The following is a 17,590-nucleotide window of genomic DNA, read 5'->3' as shown; positions in this document are numbered from 1 at the left end:
AGGAAGCTCAGACCCACTCCAAACTGGAGACTGTGGATCACAGCTGCAGGGTTTTCGCTCTCCCTGAAAAGGAGAATGCGAAAGCCCTGTTTGGAGTATCTACAGGGGAATATTCGTTTAGGTCGTTACGGGGGCGTGATGGCGGTCGCGTCGCCCGGTTGGATTGGTTGTGTTGTATGACCCGCTCGCGAGCGGTCCGGAGTCTGCCGCGTTTCCCTCCGGACGATGAAGATGTGCTGGCCGAGTCGTATGAGCGTACGTCCGTTGCCACAGCAGTTATGCGGCACGCTGGGGGTCTCGCTGCGCAGTCCGTGGTGTCGGATATTGATATCCGTGGCGGCGTCAATACATCCTTTCATCTCTCAGATAAGGCCGCCTTCAATGCAACTGGGAGCTTGCGAACCCCGGCGCGCTCCGCCGCAGCCGCATATGTCGAAGGCCGCAGGTTGGTTGTTGCTGTGGCTGGACCGGCCCGCAATCATGGGCGTCTGCATCCACTGGCCGTGGCCGTGTCCATTGAGGCGGCGTCCTATCGAGTTGTCGCGGTGCTGGCCGCGGCTCGGCTGGTCCACGTGCTCGGCGAGGGGGCATGTTTCGACGTGATCGCTGAGAGTGCAATGCCCGTTTCGGTAACGGTGATCTCCGCGACACTCGGCTTGGCCGCAGACGACGTGGACCCCAGTCGGACGTCGAGTTCGGCGCGCCCAACATCGCCTCGCAAGAGGTTTTGCTGGCACACGGCCGACAAAACGACGACGCCCAAGTCGAGATCGCCGGTTCGCTCAAGGCGTTCCCGGCCGCTCTGTCGGCTATACGACAGTCTTGCGCCGCGTGGGGCCGATCTTGGTCAACAGCACAACGCTTGCACGCTCGACATCCTCCCGTCGATGCGGTGCGGTTCCTCAGCCAGAACGGCTACCGCTAGAAGCCAACTGTTCGCCGATCGGCAAGGAGGAGGAATGCCTTCGACACCCGGGCGAGGGAACGCGACCACCGCTTGGATGAGCACCCGCAACGGGCGACTGGCCCACTTCCAGCCCACCGAAGAAGGATTCATGCGCGTCGGCGATATCGTCACGGTTCGCGTTACCACCGTCGCGGCGCAGCACCTCAGCCGGGGACTTCCCAAAATACGGCATCACCGCCATCCCGTCACCCGTCGGCGGCGGACTTGGCCTCCTAAGCATCGGCCAACCCAACGAACGCCCCTTCTTCATCGCCGCATCGTCCCACGATCCGATGTCTATCTCCGAAAGGTTCGCCCGGTGAGCGTAACCATATGTGTCTACTGTGCCTCTGGCGGTGACGATCCCGATTGCCTGCGTCTAGCCGCCGCGGTCGGCACCCAAATCGGCAGACGCGGATGGCGGCTGATCTCCGGCGGTGGCACCATCGCCATGATGGGCGCCGTGGCGCGTGCGGCGAGGGCCGCCGGTGCTCACACCACGGGCGTCATCCCGGTGATGTTCGCACAACGAGAGCTTGCCGACCTCGATGCGGACGAGCTGATCGTGACCGACACCCTCGCCGAACGCAAACGCATCATGATCGAACGCGCTGACGCCTTCCTCACCCTGCCCGGCGGTATCGGAACACTCGAGGAACTAGTCGAAACCTGGGTGTCAGGCTACCTCGGCGTTCACCATAAACCCATAGTCCTCCTCGACCCTGCGGGCCATTACTGCGGGCTGCTCGAATGGCTCACCACTCTGCACGCCCAAGGACTAGTCCGGCGTTCGGCACTAGATCGACTCGTTGTCACCACCGACATCGGCACCGCATTCACCCACCTCGCACCAGATAGCACTGAGAACGCACCAACCGTGACCGCCTACCACGGAAACTCTGACGGTACCGGTTTCGCAGCGGCACCACAGTCATGAGCCGACCGATCCGGCCGATCGCCGTCGTCGGCCCGACCGCGTCAGGCAAATCCGATCTAGGCTTGGAACTAGCGATGCGACTCGGCGGCGAAATCGTCAACGCCGACACGATGCAGCAATTCTGGGGAATGGACATCGGCACAGCCAAAGTGCCTCTGTCGCAACGGCGCGGCATCGCGCATCACCAACTCGACGTGCTCGATGTCACGCAGACCTCGACAGTCGCCCAGTATCAGTACGAGGCCGGAGCCGCCGTCGAGGCAATCATGGCGCGCGGCGCGGTGCCGGTCATTGTCGGCGGCTCGATGATGTATATCCAAGCGTTGCTTGATCAGTGGCGACTCCCGACCACCGACCCACTGGTACGGGAGCGATGGGAAAGGGTGTTGACTCTCGGTGGACGCGCGGCGCTACATGCGGCGCTGCGCACGGCCGACCCTGCAGCGGCCAGCATCATTCCACCGACCGACACCCGGCGCACGGTCCGCGCGCTCGAGGTGGTGGAGATCACTGGGAGGCCGTTTGCCGCCTCGGTACCGAGGGCGGGCGAAGCCCGCTGGAACACAGCGATAATCGGAGTCGACCGGGCAACCGACACGTTGGACGCACGCATCACCGCCCGCACCGCGCAGATGTTCGCCCAGGGCTTCGTCGAGGAAGTCGTTGGGCTGGCCGAGGCGGGTTTGCGTGACGGCATCACCGCACGCCGCGCCATCGGATACGCACAAGTACTGGCACATCTGGACGGCGATTACGACCTCGCGGAAGCGCAACACCGAATGTCCATCGCTACACGTCGCTACGTACGCAGACAGCGATCCTGGTTCCGCCGGGACCCCAGAGTGCACTGGATCGACGCCGACCGCCAGGCCGTCGAACACGTCACTGACTGGCTGGCCAACAGCTCCTGATACACCGGCGCGCCCCGATCGAGCCTAACCGAGCATGCGTGGCGAGATCGGCCGGACGTTTGAGGCTTAGGAATTCGGCCCTAGCCGCTACCAGCCGGCTGGCCTGCCCGGCGCGCAGATCGATCTCAACGGAGTCGACGGTCGCACCAACAGCGAGCCGCAGATCCACACGCACAAGCGACCTCCCCTTAGGGTGGCAGCGTCGTCAACGCCTCCGTGACGAAGGCATCTTTACCTTCGCGCCATAAGATCGGCCCAGCCCTTCGAGTTGCCGCATGACCAACAATCCATCGGAATCATAACTATTTCATTATACCTTCCCTTTGAAACCGCTAATTGCCATCGGTCCAGATTGTCCCTAAAGTCGGCCGAACAAGGGAATCAGGCCGAATGGTCTATCGAGCGAGGAGGGGTCGACCGTGGCCGTCACGAATCAATGGATCAACCCACAGCCTCCAGACGTCTGGATCTTCGGCGTATCGATGGAGAAAGACAAAGAGACCCGTCAGAACGACTTGCCGGTTCGGCGGTAAGCCATGCATCCAGATGGAAATGACCCACCTTCCACGCATTTCTGCGACGAGACATCATCGACTATGATGGCCTCTCTCTTGGAACCTTCGGATCTGCTTCAGGCAATTGCGGGGCGCAGCGTGATCGCCTTACCACTCGCCGAATGGGCAAGAGAGCTCGGCGATCTTTATGCAGAATTGATTCCCTCTCGGATCGATCAGAAATTTCAGCCGAAGCGCTTCGACGGCGAGCAACTGCGCTCAGAAATCGATAGAGTTGTGAGCGAGATCGACGAGTGGGCAGCACAAAACATCCCGCGGATGAAGAGCGCGCGCAAACACACACATTCGCTCGGCGAGGTGATCAGCCACGTGGCAAGGTCATACGCCCAAGCGTGGTGGACTGTGGTTCATTCGGCCGATACCGAAATCTGGCACCAGGCGTGGTTTCACCTCGGCGAGGCCCGTGAGGGATACGCAGAATTCCTCAGTGCGCTTCGGGCACGGAATCTTCAACTGCCGATGGGATGGCGCTGGCATGTGGAGAGACGCACCATAGATACCGGACGAGACCCGTCGATCAATCCAGATTATGTCGAAAGCGATAAACGCTGATCGCAGATAGCGGAGTGATGAAGCTGTCAGGCATACTGGACCGTCCCCGATGGCGGGACCCAGCAAAAGGACACCACATGAACACAGGAATCCGTCGCAGACTTGAGGAGTACACCGCCGACCTAGCGGATCGCTATCCTGCCCGGGCGACAGTGCTCGCCGAACCTCCGGTCGGGAGCAACCTGCTACCGGTGCTCGGAGATCCGGGGGCGCCGTTGGTCGGACACTCACTGCGCCTCTTAATAGACCCGCTCGTGGGGGCGCGCAACGCCTTAGACAAGTACGGCGAGGTGTCGTGGACGAACATCTTCGGCCGCCGCGCGGTCACTGTGCTCGGACCGGCCGCGCTGGAGGTGGTCTGGAGCAACAAGGACAAGGTCTTCTCCAGCGAGAAGGGCTGGGAGTATTGGATCGGGCCGTTCTTCCGGCGCGGCATCATGCTGCTGGACTTCGAAGAGCACCTGCACCACCGGCGCATCATGCAGCAGGCGTTCACACGGCCCCGCCTGATCAGCTACCTCGACCTGATGCGGCCGGGCATCGAACGGGAACTCGAGTCCTGGCGTCCGAAGCCGGGATTCCTCTTGTACGACAACGTGAAACAAATGTTACTGAATCTCGCGACCGAGGTCTTCGTCGGCGCGCAACTCGGGCCGGACGCTCAGCGGTTGGAGCACGCGTTCGAGCACACCGTGGCCGGTGGAAAGTCGCTTATCCGGACATCGGTGCCAGGGGGAACCTGGTCGCGCGGGCTGCACGGCCGAAAACTCTTGGAGCAATACTTCCGCGCCCAGCTGCCGGCCAAACGAGCGGGCGAGGGCTCCGATCTGTTCAGCGTGCTGTGCCACGCCACCAGCGACACTGGCGAAACCTTCACCGACGATGATGTCGTCAACCACATGATCTTCGTCCTCATGGCGGCCCACGACACCAGCGCCATCACCCTGTCCATGCTCACCTACCTACTCGGCAAGAACCCACACTGGCAGGAACGGCTGCGCACAGAGGCGATCGCGCTGGGCAAGGAGCACCTCGATTACGAAGACCTGGACCGGCTGCCCTCGCTGGACCTGGCGTTCAAGGAGACGCTACGCATGTACGCGCCTGCGGGAGTGATGATGCGCCGCACGCTCGCGGACACCGAAATCCTAGGCCGCTACGTGCCAGCCGACACCGACATCCTCATCGCCGCCTATCCCTCCATGCGGCTGGCCCAGTGGTGGCCCCGCCCGGACCAGTTCGACCCCGAACGCTTCGCCGAACACCGCCGTGAGGACCGAGTGCACCGCTACGCCTGGTCGCCGTTCGGCGGCGGCGCACACAAATGCATCGGCATGCACTTCGGAGGCATGACCGTGAAGTCGATCATGCACCGGATGCTACTGCGCTACGAGTGGGGCGTTCCCGCCGACTACCAGGTACCGCTCACCTGGGGCACCGGCCCCACACCCGCCGACGGCCTCCCGATCAACGTACGCGCTCGGCAGTCACACATCTCGCCGTCCTCGGCGGCATGACGAACCCGATCAAAACTCGACCGGAACCACCGCGGGTCACACGATGCACGTCCCGTCAACGTAGTGTGTGCGTGAGCCTGCGCATGCAGCTGAGCGGCTGCACCGTCGACCGCATCCTCCACGAGCCCTCACCGCCGACCCCAACCCGCTGCACCTGACTCTGGTTTCGGCATAATCCACAACACCGCCGCCCGCTACGCGGGCGTCACCGAGCACCTGCGCAGCGATGATTCATCCACCAGCCCACCGAGCCGTACCGGCAACCGCTAGAATTCTCCGGAACTAGCGGCGATTCCCCTTGCCGCACACCGAAACACAGTGAGTTCCCACTGAAAGTCCGTCAGTCACCTGAACCCACTGCAGACGGGCGGTCACGATCGTGTCACCTGGTAACACGAAGCCCAGTTTGCCCAGGGGTAGCGGGTCTATCTCGCTAACGCCTGTTGATCGATTCCGGTGTGTTCGATCGAGAATGAGCGCATGTCAGGGACGATCTATATGGAACGCTTTGGTCAGAAATGAACGAGAACCCGGGCTCGTTTCCCTGAATCTGCCTCGACGCACCGGTAAAACTTTCAAAGCTTGGCTGGGCGAGTTTCGTGAGAACATGGCGATTCAGACACGCCCATTACCTGATTGAGCATGTCAACAGCCCGCCGCTTGCCGGCCGGGCCTAAACCTTTCCCCGAGCGATGTCCCACAACGCGTCTTTCTCCAACTCCGCGTCCACCAGCAGCCGCTTCAACCTGGTGTCCGCTCCCCCGCAGCTCCTCGACCTCCTTCGCGGCATCGGCGTCCACACCGCCGTACTGGCGACGCCAGTTGTACGACGTCGCCGCCGACATCCTCAGCTCAACCGCGATCTGCTCACCGGTCTGCCCCGCGGCGGCGAACTCGTCGGCACGGCGCAGCTTCTCCCCCGATGTCCTCCGCGGAATGCCGCTTACATCCGGCCACGTCCCTCAATCTCCCGTCCAGCCCCGACCAGGGCCAACAAGGACTCTAATATCGTGCGTTCTCATTGATTGGAAACAGGCTACTTCGAGCAGCCCCCACAGAGCTGCTCGCCATGAAATTGGAGTAGCCCGGAAACGACTGGATCTCACCTTAATCAACACCAGTACGTACGTTGTTCACCGACTTCACGGATGCGATCCTGTGCTCGCTCGCCGACAATATGGATCGGGCAGGACTCGCGGGATCGACCGGCTTTCGGAGGTAGTCACGGGAAGCCATGCATTAGGTGGTAAGCGAGTCGTAATCCATCGAGTGCGGCCCGCCAGGATAAACGGGGCCTGGTGATGCTATGAATCAAAAAATAGCTTCAGAGGGGATTTACTTGTCTGATTCACCGCAGTTCTCAGAAACTCGGGCAGATGCCGATGCCACTTCATAGGAAAAAACTTAGAGGTGCAACATGTTGGCAGGGGCAACATGTCATCATAACGGGCGGCTCACTGGGGATCGGCGCCGCAGCGGCGGCTGCATTCAGCGAAGCCGGTGCCAGAGTTTCTATCTTGGCGCGGAGAAGAGCCGCTCTAATCGAAACCTCCCGGAGGACCGGTGCACACTGGGCAAGTGTAGACGTCGTTGACGCCGCCGCGCTGTTCGAGGCCATCCACGAACTGGAGGATGCAGTGGGCGCATGCGACGTCATATTCTGCTGCGCAGGAATTGTGATTCCAGGACGACCTGATCAGCTCACCATAGATGACATCGCGCAACAGATGTCAGTGAATTACATGGGTGCAGTAAATGCTGTCGGAGCGGTTTTACCCGCGATGGTTGCCAGGGGTGCGGGGCGAATTGTTCTCACGAGTTCTACTGCGGGCCTACTAGGAGTGGTCGGGTTATCGGGGTACTGCCCGACGAAGGCTGCAGTGCGCGCTTACGCACAGACTTTGAGGTATGAACTGCAGGGCACCGGAGTCGACATATCCGTTCTCTACCCGCCGGACACCAAGACTCCCGGATTCGAGTCCGAAAGGCTTCGTCGGCCACCTGAGACCACTGCGGTGGCCGGCGCTATCGCTCCAGTCGAGCCCGATGTCGTCGCGAATGCGCTGCTGAGCGGTCTCGAACGCCGCAAAGCCCACATTGCAATAGACCCTCTTACTCGATTCATGTCTGCGTGGGCTGGGGCCCCCGAGGCGCTTGCCCGACCTTTCCTCAGCAAGGCTATAAAGACCGCACGAGCCAAAGACCACCAGTTATGAATCCCGGTCCGCGCTGGACGTGGTGGCCCGGTGCCGTGGCGGCAGAGTTCCTTCTGACCATGGCGGCACTGGGCGACCGAATCAGCAGACGTAGCGAGTCCGGTTGATGTGGCCTTCGACAGCGCCGCTGTTTCAGGACAGGCTTAGGCCTGCGCCGTGACCACGTCGTAGTCGCGGCGCAGGCCGCGGACGAACGACTGCGCGTCGGCTAGCACGACAGTTGTACTTCGTTACTTTGGTAATCGGGTCCGTTGGTAGCGGGTTCGTCGGGCGCGGTGTTGATGGTGTCGGCGCCAGCGGTAAGCGGCGAGGGCGTGGGTGAGGTGGAGCGCTATCGCCAGAGACGGCGGACTTCGGCGACTGTGATTGGGCCCAGCCCGCGTGGGCTTTTGGGTCGGTGACGGCATGGAAGGCGTCGGCGAGCATGGCCAGGGTGATGTGCCGGTACTAGGCGTCGTATTTGCGGACTTGGTAGTGGTCGAGGCCACATTGGCTTTTGGCGGCTTGGAAGCATTCCTGGATCGCCCACCTCGCACCGGCCACGGCAACGATCTGGCCGCGATCGATGGTGCCGGGGTGGAAGCACTGTTCAGGCCGGTGCGGTTGGTGGTGCCGGAAAACCCCTTGTCGACGAGAATCCGATCGGGCAGCACTGTGAGGACGAGCAGTCGCGCGATTCGGACCAGTTCGCGGAATACCTCTGCAAGACACCCTGGCCAAGGCCTCAGTCCTGCGAGTGTGGTGTTCCGTGAACCGAACGGCTTACCGAACACCACGTGGGGCTCCCCGTTCAAATCATAGGTGAGGTGTCTCGGTGAGTTTAATGCTGGTTGTCCAAAGATCCTCGGCCTTGTCCAGATCGTAGGAGTCAGCGGACGACCGAATCTGACGGTAGCCGGAAAAATATTTCCCGGTGACGGTGGCCAGATCAGGGCTGAGGACCAACCGAGCCAGGGCCTGTCCGGAGCGGCGGGAGGTATGGACGTTGATGCCTGGCACAGCGGTCAGGGCCGGGAGTAGATAGCGCCAGGCCAAACCTTGTATTCCGTGGTAGTCGCGGCCGAGTCCGGTGCCGGGCATCAGGCCGGGGTCGAACGCGTTGACGGTGATCTTCGGCGGCACGGTGCCGGAATCGAGCTGCCGGGCCAGCTCGTAGGTAGTCAGCACGTTGCACAGTTTGGATGTGGTGTAACGACGGCGGCCGATCGATCCAGGCCTTGAAGCGTTGTCGGCGACGTCGGGATGGGCCAGATCCCAGGCTGTGCTGTAGGACGGGGCAGGCATGCCGGTCGGCTTGGTGGGATCGTGGGTGTCGCTCGCGACGAAGATAATCCGACCTGGTGTCCGCAGCTTGGGCAGCAGTTCGCGGACCAGAAGAAAGTGTGCGAGATGGTTGACCGCGAAGGTCTGCTCGATCCCGTCAACGGTCAAAACCGTGCCGGAGACGATCTGAACACCGGCATTGCAGATGATCGCATGCAGTGGCGGCAGTTGGTGTTCACCGAACTCGCGCGCGAAGTGGCGAACTCTGTCGAGGGAGGCTAAATCCAGCGGAACGCCTACAGCCCGGTCGCCCAGGCTGCGGGCAGCCGCGTGAACTCGGTCCTGACCGCGGCCGGTGATGACAACCTGCCAGCTCGAGTCGGCAGCGAGGATGGCCTCGGCAGTCCGGTAGCCGAGACTGCCGGTTCCACCAGTAATCAGAACTGTGCGCGAGACGCTCATCCGGCTGCTCCTTTGCTCATCGGGACCCAGGTGCCGTGGAATCCGAGCGGAACACGGTGCGGCAGACGGATCACCGCCTGTGGCGCGGCGGTGAAATCGGTGGCGTCGACGATCACCAGATCACTGGCGTCACGGGCGGCATCGTAAATGTAGGACAGCAGCCAGCCCTCGTCCTCGGCGCGGGCGTTCAGGTGTGGGACGAATGTCGCCTCGGCGGCGACGCGGCCTGCGCCGACATCGTGGTGCTGGCACGTGCCGGTGGTGAGGTCCCATTTGAGCAGCCCGCCGAAACTCGAACGTTGGCCTTGGCTCGTCTCGACTCCGTAGCCGACGTGGTTCGCAATGCCGAGCTTCGCCGGATTCAATTGGGGAAACTCGAAGCTACGATCATCGAGCGCCTCTTCGCGCACACGGCCGGTGATCGTATCGAGGTGCCAGCGGTACAGTGTGGCGCCGACATCGATGGCCAGCACATCCGGGCTCCAGCGGTCACGCACCGCGTCGCAGTAGCGGGCGGCCTCCAGGACGATCTCACCGCCGTTCTCGTAGGCATTGAGGGTGTGGACTATCATGCACGGTTCGACGTCGAACCACCGTACATCGGCGCTGGTCCCGGTCTTGGGCATGACACCGATCCGGGCACCGTAGTTGTCGTCCCAGCAGTACGGGAATCCGGCTTCGGCCCCGTAGGCGGCGTCGAACACGATCGGCAGATCGAGGAATAGCACGTGGTTTTCGGTCATGGCCCAGTCGTGCATCAGCGACGGCCCCTTGACATCAATAACCTCATGCCGCACCAGCGCTCCGGCCGCGTCGGCGACGAAGTACTGCAGATACGGTTCGACAGGCCCGAAGCTGATCAGAAACAACTCTCCGGTGCGTGGATCAATCTTGGGGTGAGCAGTCATCGGCGCCGCCAGGGCACCACCAAAATCGTAGCGGCCAATCGTATTCAAGTCGCAGTCGACCTCGTGGGGCAGCCCCCACTCGGCCAGCGTGAGCACCCGGCCCGCGTGCGTGATCACGTTGGTGTTGGAAGTGTTGGGGATCAAAGCGATATCGGCGGGACCAGGTGCTGGACGGGTATCCAGCTTGTCCGCCAAGGTGGCGGTGCGTATCCACCTGTTGCGGTACCACAGGGCCTTACCGTCGCGGATCCGCACGCCGTGCAGCATGCCGTCGGGCATAAACCAGTGATACGGGCCCGCATACGGTACCGGCGGCGGGTTCGGCCCGTTACGCAGATACAGTCCATCGAGTTCGGGTGGAATACTGCCGACCACCGGCAGGTCCCAGGCCGTGTATTCGGTACTGACCGGCGCCAACTCACCTTCGAGGTACGCGGTCGGGATACCGGCGAATGCAGTCATTACTCCTCCTCAAAAACCGTGGCCGTACGCCGCGCACGATCGATCGCGGCCGGTGCCAACGCTTGCAGCGCAGTCACAAGGTCGGCATACATGCGCCGCAGGTCGACCTCATCGGACTCGAGCTGGGTTGCGAAGAAACAGCCATCGGAGAACGCGACCGCGAACCGGGCCAGCTCGGCAGCAGCGACCCCGGCGATCGGCTGTCCGACAGTCGGGGCGAGCAGCCCGGCGATCGCTTCGGCGAAGTAACTACACGCCCGCACTCGGACACGTTTGACCAACTCACTGGCAACCTCGTCGCCGGCGCCCTCCAAAGCCAGCAGATAGAACAGGCGCAAGAACACGGGGTATGCACCGACCGCAGCCGCACCCTGCTCGATGAGGACGCTCTCCCGGGACTCGCTATCGAAGACTGTGTCGGTCAATCGCGGGAGGGCATCGAACCAGCGCGCCGCCCCCCGCTCCATCACCCCCGCCAGCAGCCCCTCCTTGCTGCCGAAATGCCAATACAGCGACGTCGGCGCGACCCCCGCTTCCTTGCAAATCACCGACACCGCGGTACCCGCATAACCGTTCGCGCTCATCAGCCGCTCGGCCACATCCAGCAACTGCTCCCGCGAGTCGGTCACACCGACATCAGGTTTCTTCGCCATACCCCCACTGTAGGGATCGCTACATACATTGTCAAGGTCCGTCTTCCCGACACCCGACGAGCAAGCTCACAGTCCTTCAGCCAGAACCCAGTGGATGTCGCTTCTGGACTACAGGGTGGGCGCTGAGGAAGATCGTCACCCGGTGACGGCCCGCTTCCTAGCAGGGATAGCAGCCGATAGCGCTCGCAGAAGGCGACTGCTCGACCTCGAGACGGTCTGGCTTACCCGCCACCGCCAGCCAAGGGAAACAGCCATTCCCGCACGCCCCGCCGGCAGCATCGCATCACCCAACTCTCCGGCGCGATCTCGTGGCGGTCACTCTCACGACCGGACCGTTCTATCATCGTGCGGCATGTCGCACTTCAGGGGCGCGATTGAAAGCACTCCACCATAATTCGACAATCGGGATCATGGATTTCCCGGCTACGTACGTAGGTTTGTCAATGTCGAAAAGGCATCCGGATGTTTCGGGCATCCCTATCAGACACCATGGGTGCGGGATGGTCACCGGCGATCCGCTGATGGGCCAGCATCACGTCTCTCGCTGATTCACTGCCGCAGTTAGCGGTCCCGAACTGTGCATTGCCAGTTTCAGATTGCGGCCACTAACTGGAGGAGAAGCATGCCCGTCGTTGGATATAAGCCGGTGGAAAAGGCCATTATTCTCGCGGCTGGCTCGGGACGCAGGATTGGTGGCGGCGTTCCCAAAAGTTTGACTCAGGTCGGTGGCCGGCCGATCTTGCACCGAGTTCTGGAGCAATTGGCATCGGCAGGTGTGCGGGAGACCGTGTTGGTAGTGGGGCACCGGTCCAATAGAATCCGAACGTCGATCGGCAGCCGATTCGCAGACATGGATGTGGTCTATGTACCGGTAGACCGATACGACTCCACGAACAATGCTTACTCACTCTGGATGGCTCGCCACCACTTGGATCAGGACATTTTCGTACTGGACGGCGACGTGGTCTTCGACTCCGATCTGCTGGTCCGATTAGCCGCGGCGTCTGACGATGCGGCATCGGGTGTCTCCGCGTTGCGTCCGGGCATGAACGGGACCGTCGCAGATGTGGACGCCAGTGGGCGCATCGTCGAGTTCCTGTCTACTCACGATCGGATCGATGTACCGCGGACCGCACGCAAGACAGTGAATGTGCATGTGCTGCGCGCGAAATATTTGCGAGAGGAATTTGTGCCGCTGCTGGAAGAATTGGTTACGGCGGGCGGATGCAACGAATTTTATGAGCAGGTGTTGGCACTCACGGTTCGGCGGGGCAATTACACCGTTCGTGCGGTCGACTGCACAGATATTAGATGGTACGAAGTCGACGACGTGAGTGATGTCATTGCGGCGGATTACGTCTTCAGTGCACGTGCCGACCGATTGCCCTTCCTAGAAGGTCTGCACGGTGGATATTGGCGTTTCGATATCGCGGATCACCGTTTGATGATCAACCCGTATTTTCCGCCCGGAGAACTGATACAGCAGCTGGCGGACGATCTGACGCAGTCGCTGACTGCCTATCCGCTGGGCAGCGCTGCCTTGCAGCGTCTGCTGGCAGCGGTAGTCGGCGTACCTGCCGAGCATCTGGTGGTAGCTAACGGAGCGTCCGAACTCATTACCGCGCTCGGCCGGATACTCGAGGACGTCGCCTTGGTCGTGCCGGGTTTCAACGAATACGAAGCCGCGTTTGCCCGGACACGTGGCCACCATATCGAACTCGCGCCGCCGGAGTTCCGGTTCGACAGCAGGCGCTGCGTCGAGCAAGCTACCCGAACACAGGCAAAAGCCGTTGTCGTTACATCGCCGAACAATCCGACGTCGATCGCGGTACCTCGGGAAGATCTGCTGTTGGCGTGCAAGCTGCTCGCAGACCAGAACATGCGGTTGATCGTTGACGAGTCGTTCGTCGACTTTCATTCCGCGGACTCCAGTGTTCTCGACGAGCTGTCGACTCACCCGAATCTGACGGTGATCAAGAGCATGAGCAAGGCGTACGGCGTTGGCGGACTACGGCTCGGATTCTTGGCGACCGCGGACACCGTCCTGCGCGAGCGCGTGCTCGCAGAGTTGCCCGTCTGGAACATCAACGGCCTCGCCGAAGCCTTCCTGCGGAGGCTTCCCGGGTTCGCCGACCAATACCAGGCGAGCATCGCGCGGGTGCGTCACGACCGAGCCGAGTTCTACCGGGAACTGCGCACCGTGCCCGGGGTGACTGCGCTCGAGCCGGACGCCAACTTCGTGTTGCTCCGGCTGCTCGGCACGCGGACCGCACGCGAGGTGACCGAGGAATTGCTGCACCGACACGGAGTCCTCGTCAAGGACTGCACGAACAAGTCGATGCCGGACGCGCACCGCTATATCCGCATCGCCTGTCGGACAGCAGCGGAAAACACCCGCGTAATTGCGGCGCTGACCGCGGTCCTATCCACTGCAGAATGAATACCTCTCCGAGACAAGGTAGTTGACATGGAATTGCCACGGGTCCGCCAGGATGTCATCGATCGACTCTACTGGGCGACGGCGATCACCGATGCCTTGTTCACGATGCTCGGCATTCGCTACACGATGATCGGTGGGACGCTGCTGGGTTCGCTGCGTCATGGCGGGCTGATTCCTTGGGACGACGACGTGGATCTGGCGATCCGCGCCGACGACCTCGAGACCGTAATGGGCCGAGCACGGCCACTGCTGACCCGACATGGATTTGACATCGCGGACTCGCGCTACTTCCTCAAGATATTCGCACTCGACAGCCACGAGTCGACATCGAACGACCCGTTCGACACCGCGCCGTTCCGCTACCCATTTGTGCACATCTTTCCCATGGCCGATATCGACAACAAGCTCGTGTACCACACGGAGGCCGCCCGTGCCCGGTGGCCCAGCGACTACTTCGATCCGTCTGAATTCGAGCTGCTGTGCCGCCGCCCGTTCGGCCCGCTGGACCTGTATAGCGTGCCGAGTTACGCCGCGCACCGTTATCTCGACGGCCTGTACGGTCCGGACTGGGCAAAGGAGGTCCGGCTCTATGAGCCGCACGGTCCGAACCATACCGATTCGTCGCCGGTTGCGGCCGACTCGTTCGAACCGGCGCTGCCGCAGTGGAAGGCGGCCCGAACATGACCGGATCCGCAGCTTGGAAACGTATCTGGGATAACCGCCACCTGGATCCGGCGGCCGGTTCGACCCTGGCGCAGCTGATGGCAGCTGATGGTCTCGACAGCGCGTTCAGTGGCATGCAGCCATCTGCCTGGACCAGCTTCGTGCAACGCACTGCAAAACGGCTTAATCTTGCGCCCGGCATGTCCGTGTTCGATGTCGGCTGTGGGGCAGGTGCCTTTCTGTACGATCTGGATATCATGGGATGCCGCGTCGGCGGGATCGACCAATCGGCTTCGCTGATCGACATCGCCCGCGCCGCCTTTCCTCGAGGCGACTTCGCGGTGGCCGACGCCATAGACCTCGATAGTGCAGCCCAGGTCGATGTCGTCGTCTCCTGCGGAGTCTTTCTGTACTTCCCCTCACTCGACTACGCCCACCATGTCATCACGGCGATGGCCGCGAAGGCCCGCCACGGCGTGGCCATCCTCGACATACCGGATGTCGTCAAAGCTGATGCGGCTCATCGGTTCCGCGTCGAAGCGGCAGGCGGGCGCGCCGCCTACCTCAGCCGCTACCAGGGGCTCGATCACCTGTACTACAGACGGGAGTGGATCCATAGCGAACTGGCAAAAGCCGGTCTGACGAACATCGAGGTCGACGACCAGACGATCGACGGCTACGGCAACGCACCGTACCGCTTCAACGCGATCGCATTCCAGCCCCGCTCACACATACCCGCCGCGTGAACGCCTCGCCCGTACTACGTGCCGTGTTATGGGATCTCGACGGGACGCTCTTGGACACGGAAAAATCGTGGCTCGACGCCGTCGCCGAATATATTGCAGTGCGAGTTGGCGCGCCTCCCGCCGACGACTACGTGCGTCTGGTCGGCTCGACAGTCTCAGAGGTGTTGCACGCCATGGTGGCGGCGTGCGGGATTCAGGCCACCGGACACAATCTCCGCGCAGCAGAGCAATGGATCAATCAACGACTCGTTGAGGTCTATACCTATCCGGTGCCATGGCGTCCAGGTGCCCTGGCAGCGTTGCGGAACACGCGCGCGGCTGGCCTGCGGTCGGCCTTGGTCACCAACACCCCACGCACCTTGGCGAATATCGCCATACATGCGATCGGGCTGGACTATTTCGACGCCTCGGTGTGTGGTGGCGACGTAACCAACGGCAAACCTGCTCCTGAGCCATACATCCGCGCCGCCGAACTGCTGGGCGTCCAGACCGATCAGTGCGTCGCGATCGAGGATTCCCCGACTGGAGCCGCGGCAGCGGCAGCCGCAGGGTGCGGCGTCATCGTCGTACCCTGCGATCTGCCCCTCACAACGACAACACCCGGAATGATTAGGGATTCGCTGAATAGTCTAACGATCAGCGACCTGCAGCACGCGCTCGACCGCCGCGGGATTCGTTCTCCTCAACTGACCGCCACGCCTCCGTACAGTAGATCCGACTATCAGGCGCAGTGAACCGTCGGGCTTGGGGCCTGTCATCGAGGACGATGGTCTGCTTAATGCCGAAGCGTTACCCGCCCGAGATTCGTGAGAGGCAGTTCGTCTGGCTTTCGAGCGTCCGGATGGGTACAGATCTTCCCATGCCGCCCCGCAGGCCATCGCACCACTGGCCGATGTGCACTACGAGACGCTGAGGCAGGCGTTGTAGATGTCGGGTCCGGTGAGCTCGATAGCGCGGTCGCGGTGTTCGCGCAGGGCATTCGCCCAGTGGTCCAGGGTGGTGGCGTAGTGCGGTCCCATCGCCTGGATGCCGGTGACAGTGAAGCCGGCGTCTTCGGCGTACGCGGTGACGCCCTCGGAGCCGCGGCCGGTCGGGGGCAGTAGCGGGCCACCGGCGAAGATCGTGCCGGTGAGGAACTGCATGAACGCGTCATCGATGCCGGTGTGCTCGATATCGTGGGCGCACCGCTCGTCGCGATGGTGGCCGACGATGGTTTGCAGCAGCAGCACACCCCCGGCGGGCAGGGCGTGGTGGGCGAACTGGAAGAACTCGCCATAGCTGTCCTGGTGGAAGTGTTCGAAGGCGTCGATGCACACGATGCGGTCGGCGTGGCCGTCGAAGGCTTCCCAGCGCTGCAGCCAAACCGGCCGCACGGATGTCCGCGCGCGAGCCGGTCGACGAGCTGGTCGCGCACGTACCGGTATTGACTGCGGCTGACGGTCAATCCGATCGTGTTCACCTGGTGGGTGTCCATCGCGCGCAGCAGGGCCGATCCCCACCCGCAACCGACATCGAGCAGGGTCATCCCGGGCCGCAGGTCGCATTTGCCCAACGCGAGGTCGATCTTGTTCAGTTGGGCTTGTTCGAGTGTGTCCTCACGGTGGTTCCAGAACCCGCAACTGTAGGTGCGGGTCGGATTCAGGAACAGGAAGAAGAACTCGTCCCACGGATCACGGCCGGGCTCGCGGTGGGGATCGACCTCGCGGGAGGAGATGTGGCCGGTCATGAGTGCGGCTCTTTCTCACAAGCCAGTAATTGCTGTACACAGGTGACGGTCGGGTCGACTCACGCCCCATGCGCGGCTATCGCCGCGTTCGGTGTCCGCTTCCCTCGCCCGCCTTGGTCATATGGCCTGCACGCTGACAATTACGCTACCGCTGCCGGCGGCGGATGGGGACCACAATTTTCGGTGATGGCCGGATGTGATCATTTTGGCCGAGGCCGGACTGGGCGACGTGGCGCAACCTGCTGGTCAGCAGTGTCCTCAGCTCGACTCACAGAGCGCCGTGCAGCGTCGCCAGCGTGTCGCTGTCGCGAACTCCGTCCACTTCAGTGCTGGCGGCCGTCGACGGGCGACTGGCGCAACTACTCGCTCGCGGTATCCCTCGCCGACTGTCGGCTCACGAACGACTGGCGAGGACTCGGCCGTGCTCTATATACAGGATGTGGTGCGCGCATCCAGTAAGCGCATCCACGGTGCAGGCCGAGACCACGATTGTCATCCCTTCCTCCGCGAGAGCTCGTAGCATTCCGGCCAGATAGCGACGCCCGTCGTGGTCCAAGTCGGCCATCGGGTTGTCCAGTACGAGTGCCGTCGTACCCGCGGCCAGCGCTCTGGC

Annotated in this window: 13 protein-coding genes and 2 pseudogenes; 9 read left to right on the top strand and 6 right to left on the bottom strand. The window is 62.3% G+C overall.

The annotated features are described in order from the left end of the window. Positions 1–1,265 precede the first annotated feature (1,265 nt). From ACIHAX_RS36330 to ACIHAX_RS36310, 5 genes are all read left to right on the top strand, one after another. Positions 1,266–1,883, top strand: a complete 618-nt coding sequence (locus ACIHAX_RS36330) for a TIGR00730 family Rossman fold protein (protein ID WP_397080498.1) — start codon at positions 1,266–1,268, stop codon at positions 1,881–1,883. After that, positions 1,880–2,794: a tRNA (adenosine(37)-N6)-dimethylallyltransferase MiaA gene (miaA, locus tag ACIHAX_RS36325; protein ID WP_397282183.1), complete on the top strand. Its 915-nt coding sequence runs from the start codon at positions 1,880–1,882 to the stop codon at positions 2,792–2,794. Before ACIHAX_RS36330 ends, miaA begins: the two co-directional genes overlap by 4 nt. Before the next feature lie 599 nt (positions 2,795–3,393). Beyond that, on the top strand, positions 3,394–3,921 hold the full coding sequence (locus ACIHAX_RS36320; protein ID WP_397282181.1) for a hypothetical protein: 528 nt from the start codon (positions 3,394–3,396) through the stop codon (positions 3,919–3,921). Between the two features lie 77 nt (positions 3,922–3,998). After that, on the top strand, positions 3,999–5,438 hold the full coding sequence (locus ACIHAX_RS36315) for a cytochrome P450 (RefSeq protein ID WP_397282179.1): 1,440 nt from the start codon (positions 3,999–4,001) through the stop codon (positions 5,436–5,438). A 1,376-nt stretch (positions 5,439–6,814) separates the two neighbouring features. After that, positions 6,815–7,654 (top strand): SDR family NAD(P)-dependent oxidoreductase, encoded by an 840-nt coding sequence (locus ACIHAX_RS36310; protein ID WP_364438550.1) that lies wholly within the window; start codon positions 6,815–6,817, stop codon positions 7,652–7,654. A gap of 795 nt (positions 7,655–8,449) precedes the next feature. Here the strand turns inward: ACIHAX_RS36310 and ACIHAX_RS36305 are convergent. From ACIHAX_RS36305 to ACIHAX_RS36295, 3 genes are read right to left on the bottom strand one after another with little or no spacing between them, the layout of a single operon-like run. Next, positions 8,450–9,379, bottom strand: coding sequence for an SDR family NAD(P)-dependent oxidoreductase (locus ACIHAX_RS36305; RefSeq protein ID WP_397282177.1), 930 nt, complete (start codon positions 9,377–9,379; stop codon positions 8,450–8,452). Then, positions 9,376–10,749: a carotenoid oxygenase family protein gene (locus tag ACIHAX_RS36300; protein ID WP_397282175.1), complete on the bottom strand. Its 1,374-nt coding sequence runs from the start codon at positions 10,747–10,749 to the stop codon at positions 9,376–9,378. The genes ACIHAX_RS36305 and ACIHAX_RS36300 overlap by 4 nt, the downstream gene beginning before the upstream one ends. Beyond that, positions 10,749–11,402 (bottom strand): TetR/AcrR family transcriptional regulator, encoded by a 654-nt coding sequence (locus tag ACIHAX_RS36295; protein WP_397282173.1) that lies wholly within the window; start codon positions 11,400–11,402, stop codon positions 10,749–10,751. Before ACIHAX_RS36295 ends, ACIHAX_RS36300 begins: the two co-directional genes overlap by 1 nt. A gap of 622 nt (positions 11,403–12,024) precedes the next feature. Between ACIHAX_RS36295 and ACIHAX_RS36290 the strand changes: the two genes are divergently transcribed. From ACIHAX_RS36290 to ACIHAX_RS36275, 4 genes are all read left to right on the top strand, one after another. Further along, positions 12,025–13,842 (top strand): aminotransferase class I/II-fold pyridoxal phosphate-dependent enzyme, encoded by a 1,818-nt coding sequence (locus tag ACIHAX_RS36290; protein WP_397282171.1) that lies wholly within the window; start codon positions 12,025–12,027, stop codon positions 13,840–13,842. A 105-nt stretch (positions 13,843–13,947) separates the two neighbouring features. Beyond that, positions 13,948–14,526: a LicD family protein gene (locus ACIHAX_RS36285; RefSeq protein ID WP_397282207.1), complete on the top strand. Its 579-nt coding sequence runs from the start codon at positions 13,948–13,950 to the stop codon at positions 14,524–14,526. Continuing rightward, positions 14,523–15,251, top strand: coding sequence for a methyltransferase domain-containing protein (locus ACIHAX_RS36280; RefSeq protein WP_364438565.1), 729 nt, complete (start codon positions 14,523–14,525; stop codon positions 15,249–15,251). Before ACIHAX_RS36285 ends, ACIHAX_RS36280 begins: the two co-directional genes overlap by 4 nt. Beyond that, a complete protein-coding gene (locus ACIHAX_RS36275; protein WP_397282169.1) occupies positions 15,248–15,985 on the top strand; it encodes an HAD family hydrolase in 738 nt (245 codons plus the stop codon). The genes ACIHAX_RS36280 and ACIHAX_RS36275 overlap by 4 nt, the downstream gene beginning before the upstream one ends. A gap of 165 nt (positions 15,986–16,150) precedes the next feature. Here the strand turns inward: ACIHAX_RS36275 and ACIHAX_RS36270 are convergent, their stop codons facing one another. From ACIHAX_RS36270 to ACIHAX_RS36260, 3 genes and pseudogenes are all read right to left on the bottom strand, one after another. Next, on the bottom strand, positions 16,151–16,624 hold the full coding sequence (locus ACIHAX_RS36270; protein WP_397282167.1) for a class I SAM-dependent methyltransferase: 474 nt from the start codon (positions 16,622–16,624) through the stop codon (positions 16,151–16,153). A 38-nt stretch (positions 16,625–16,662) separates the two neighbouring features. Next, a pseudogene (locus ACIHAX_RS36265) lies at positions 16,663–16,977 on the bottom strand (class I SAM-dependent methyltransferase); the annotation flags it as partial. A 394-nt stretch (positions 16,978–17,371) separates the two neighbouring features. After that, positions 17,372–17,590 (bottom strand): annotated as a pseudogene (locus tag ACIHAX_RS36260) (ABC transporter ATP-binding protein); the annotation flags it as partial.

It is taken from the genome of Nocardia sp. NPDC051929 (genome assembly GCF_044548645.1).
In the GTDB taxonomy this organism is placed as follows: Bacteria; Actinomycetota; Actinomycetes; order Mycobacteriales; family Mycobacteriaceae; genus Nocardia; species Nocardia sichangensis.
This window is presented reverse-complemented; position numbering and strand designations above follow the sequence as displayed.

Coding starts and splice junctions, on each gene's coding strand:
- miaA (WP_397282183.1), top strand. CDS start 1,880: ATGAGCCGACCGATCCGGCCGATCGCCGTCGTCGGCCCGACCGCGTCA.
- ACIHAX_RS36320 (WP_397282181.1), top strand. CDS start 3,394: ATGGCCTCTCTCTTGGAACCTTCGGATCTGCTTCAGGCAATTGCGGGG.
- ACIHAX_RS36315 (WP_397282179.1), top strand. CDS start 3,999: ATGAACACAGGAATCCGTCGCAGACTTGAGGAGTACACCGCCGACCTA.
- ACIHAX_RS36310 (WP_364438550.1), top strand. CDS start 6,815: ATGCCGATGCCACTTCATAGGAAAAAACTTAGAGGTGCAACATGTTGG.
- ACIHAX_RS36305 (WP_397282177.1), bottom strand. CDS start 9,379: ATGAGCGTCTCGCGCACAGTTCTGATTACTGGTGGAACCGGCAGTCTC.
- ACIHAX_RS36300 (WP_397282175.1), bottom strand. CDS start 10,749: ATGACTGCATTCGCCGGTATCCCGACCGCGTACCTCGAAGGTGAGTTG.
- ACIHAX_RS36295 (WP_397282173.1), bottom strand. CDS start 11,402: ATGGCGAAGAAACCTGATGTCGGTGTGACCGACTCGCGGGAGCAGTTG.
- ACIHAX_RS36290 (WP_397282171.1), top strand. CDS start 12,025: ATGCCCGTCGTTGGATATAAGCCGGTGGAAAAGGCCATTATTCTCGCG.
- ACIHAX_RS36285 (WP_397282207.1), top strand. CDS start 13,948: ATGCTCGGCATTCGCTACACGATGATCGGTGGGACGCTGCTGGGTTCG.
- ACIHAX_RS36280 (WP_364438565.1), top strand. CDS start 14,523: ATGACCGGATCCGCAGCTTGGAAACGTATCTGGGATAACCGCCACCTG.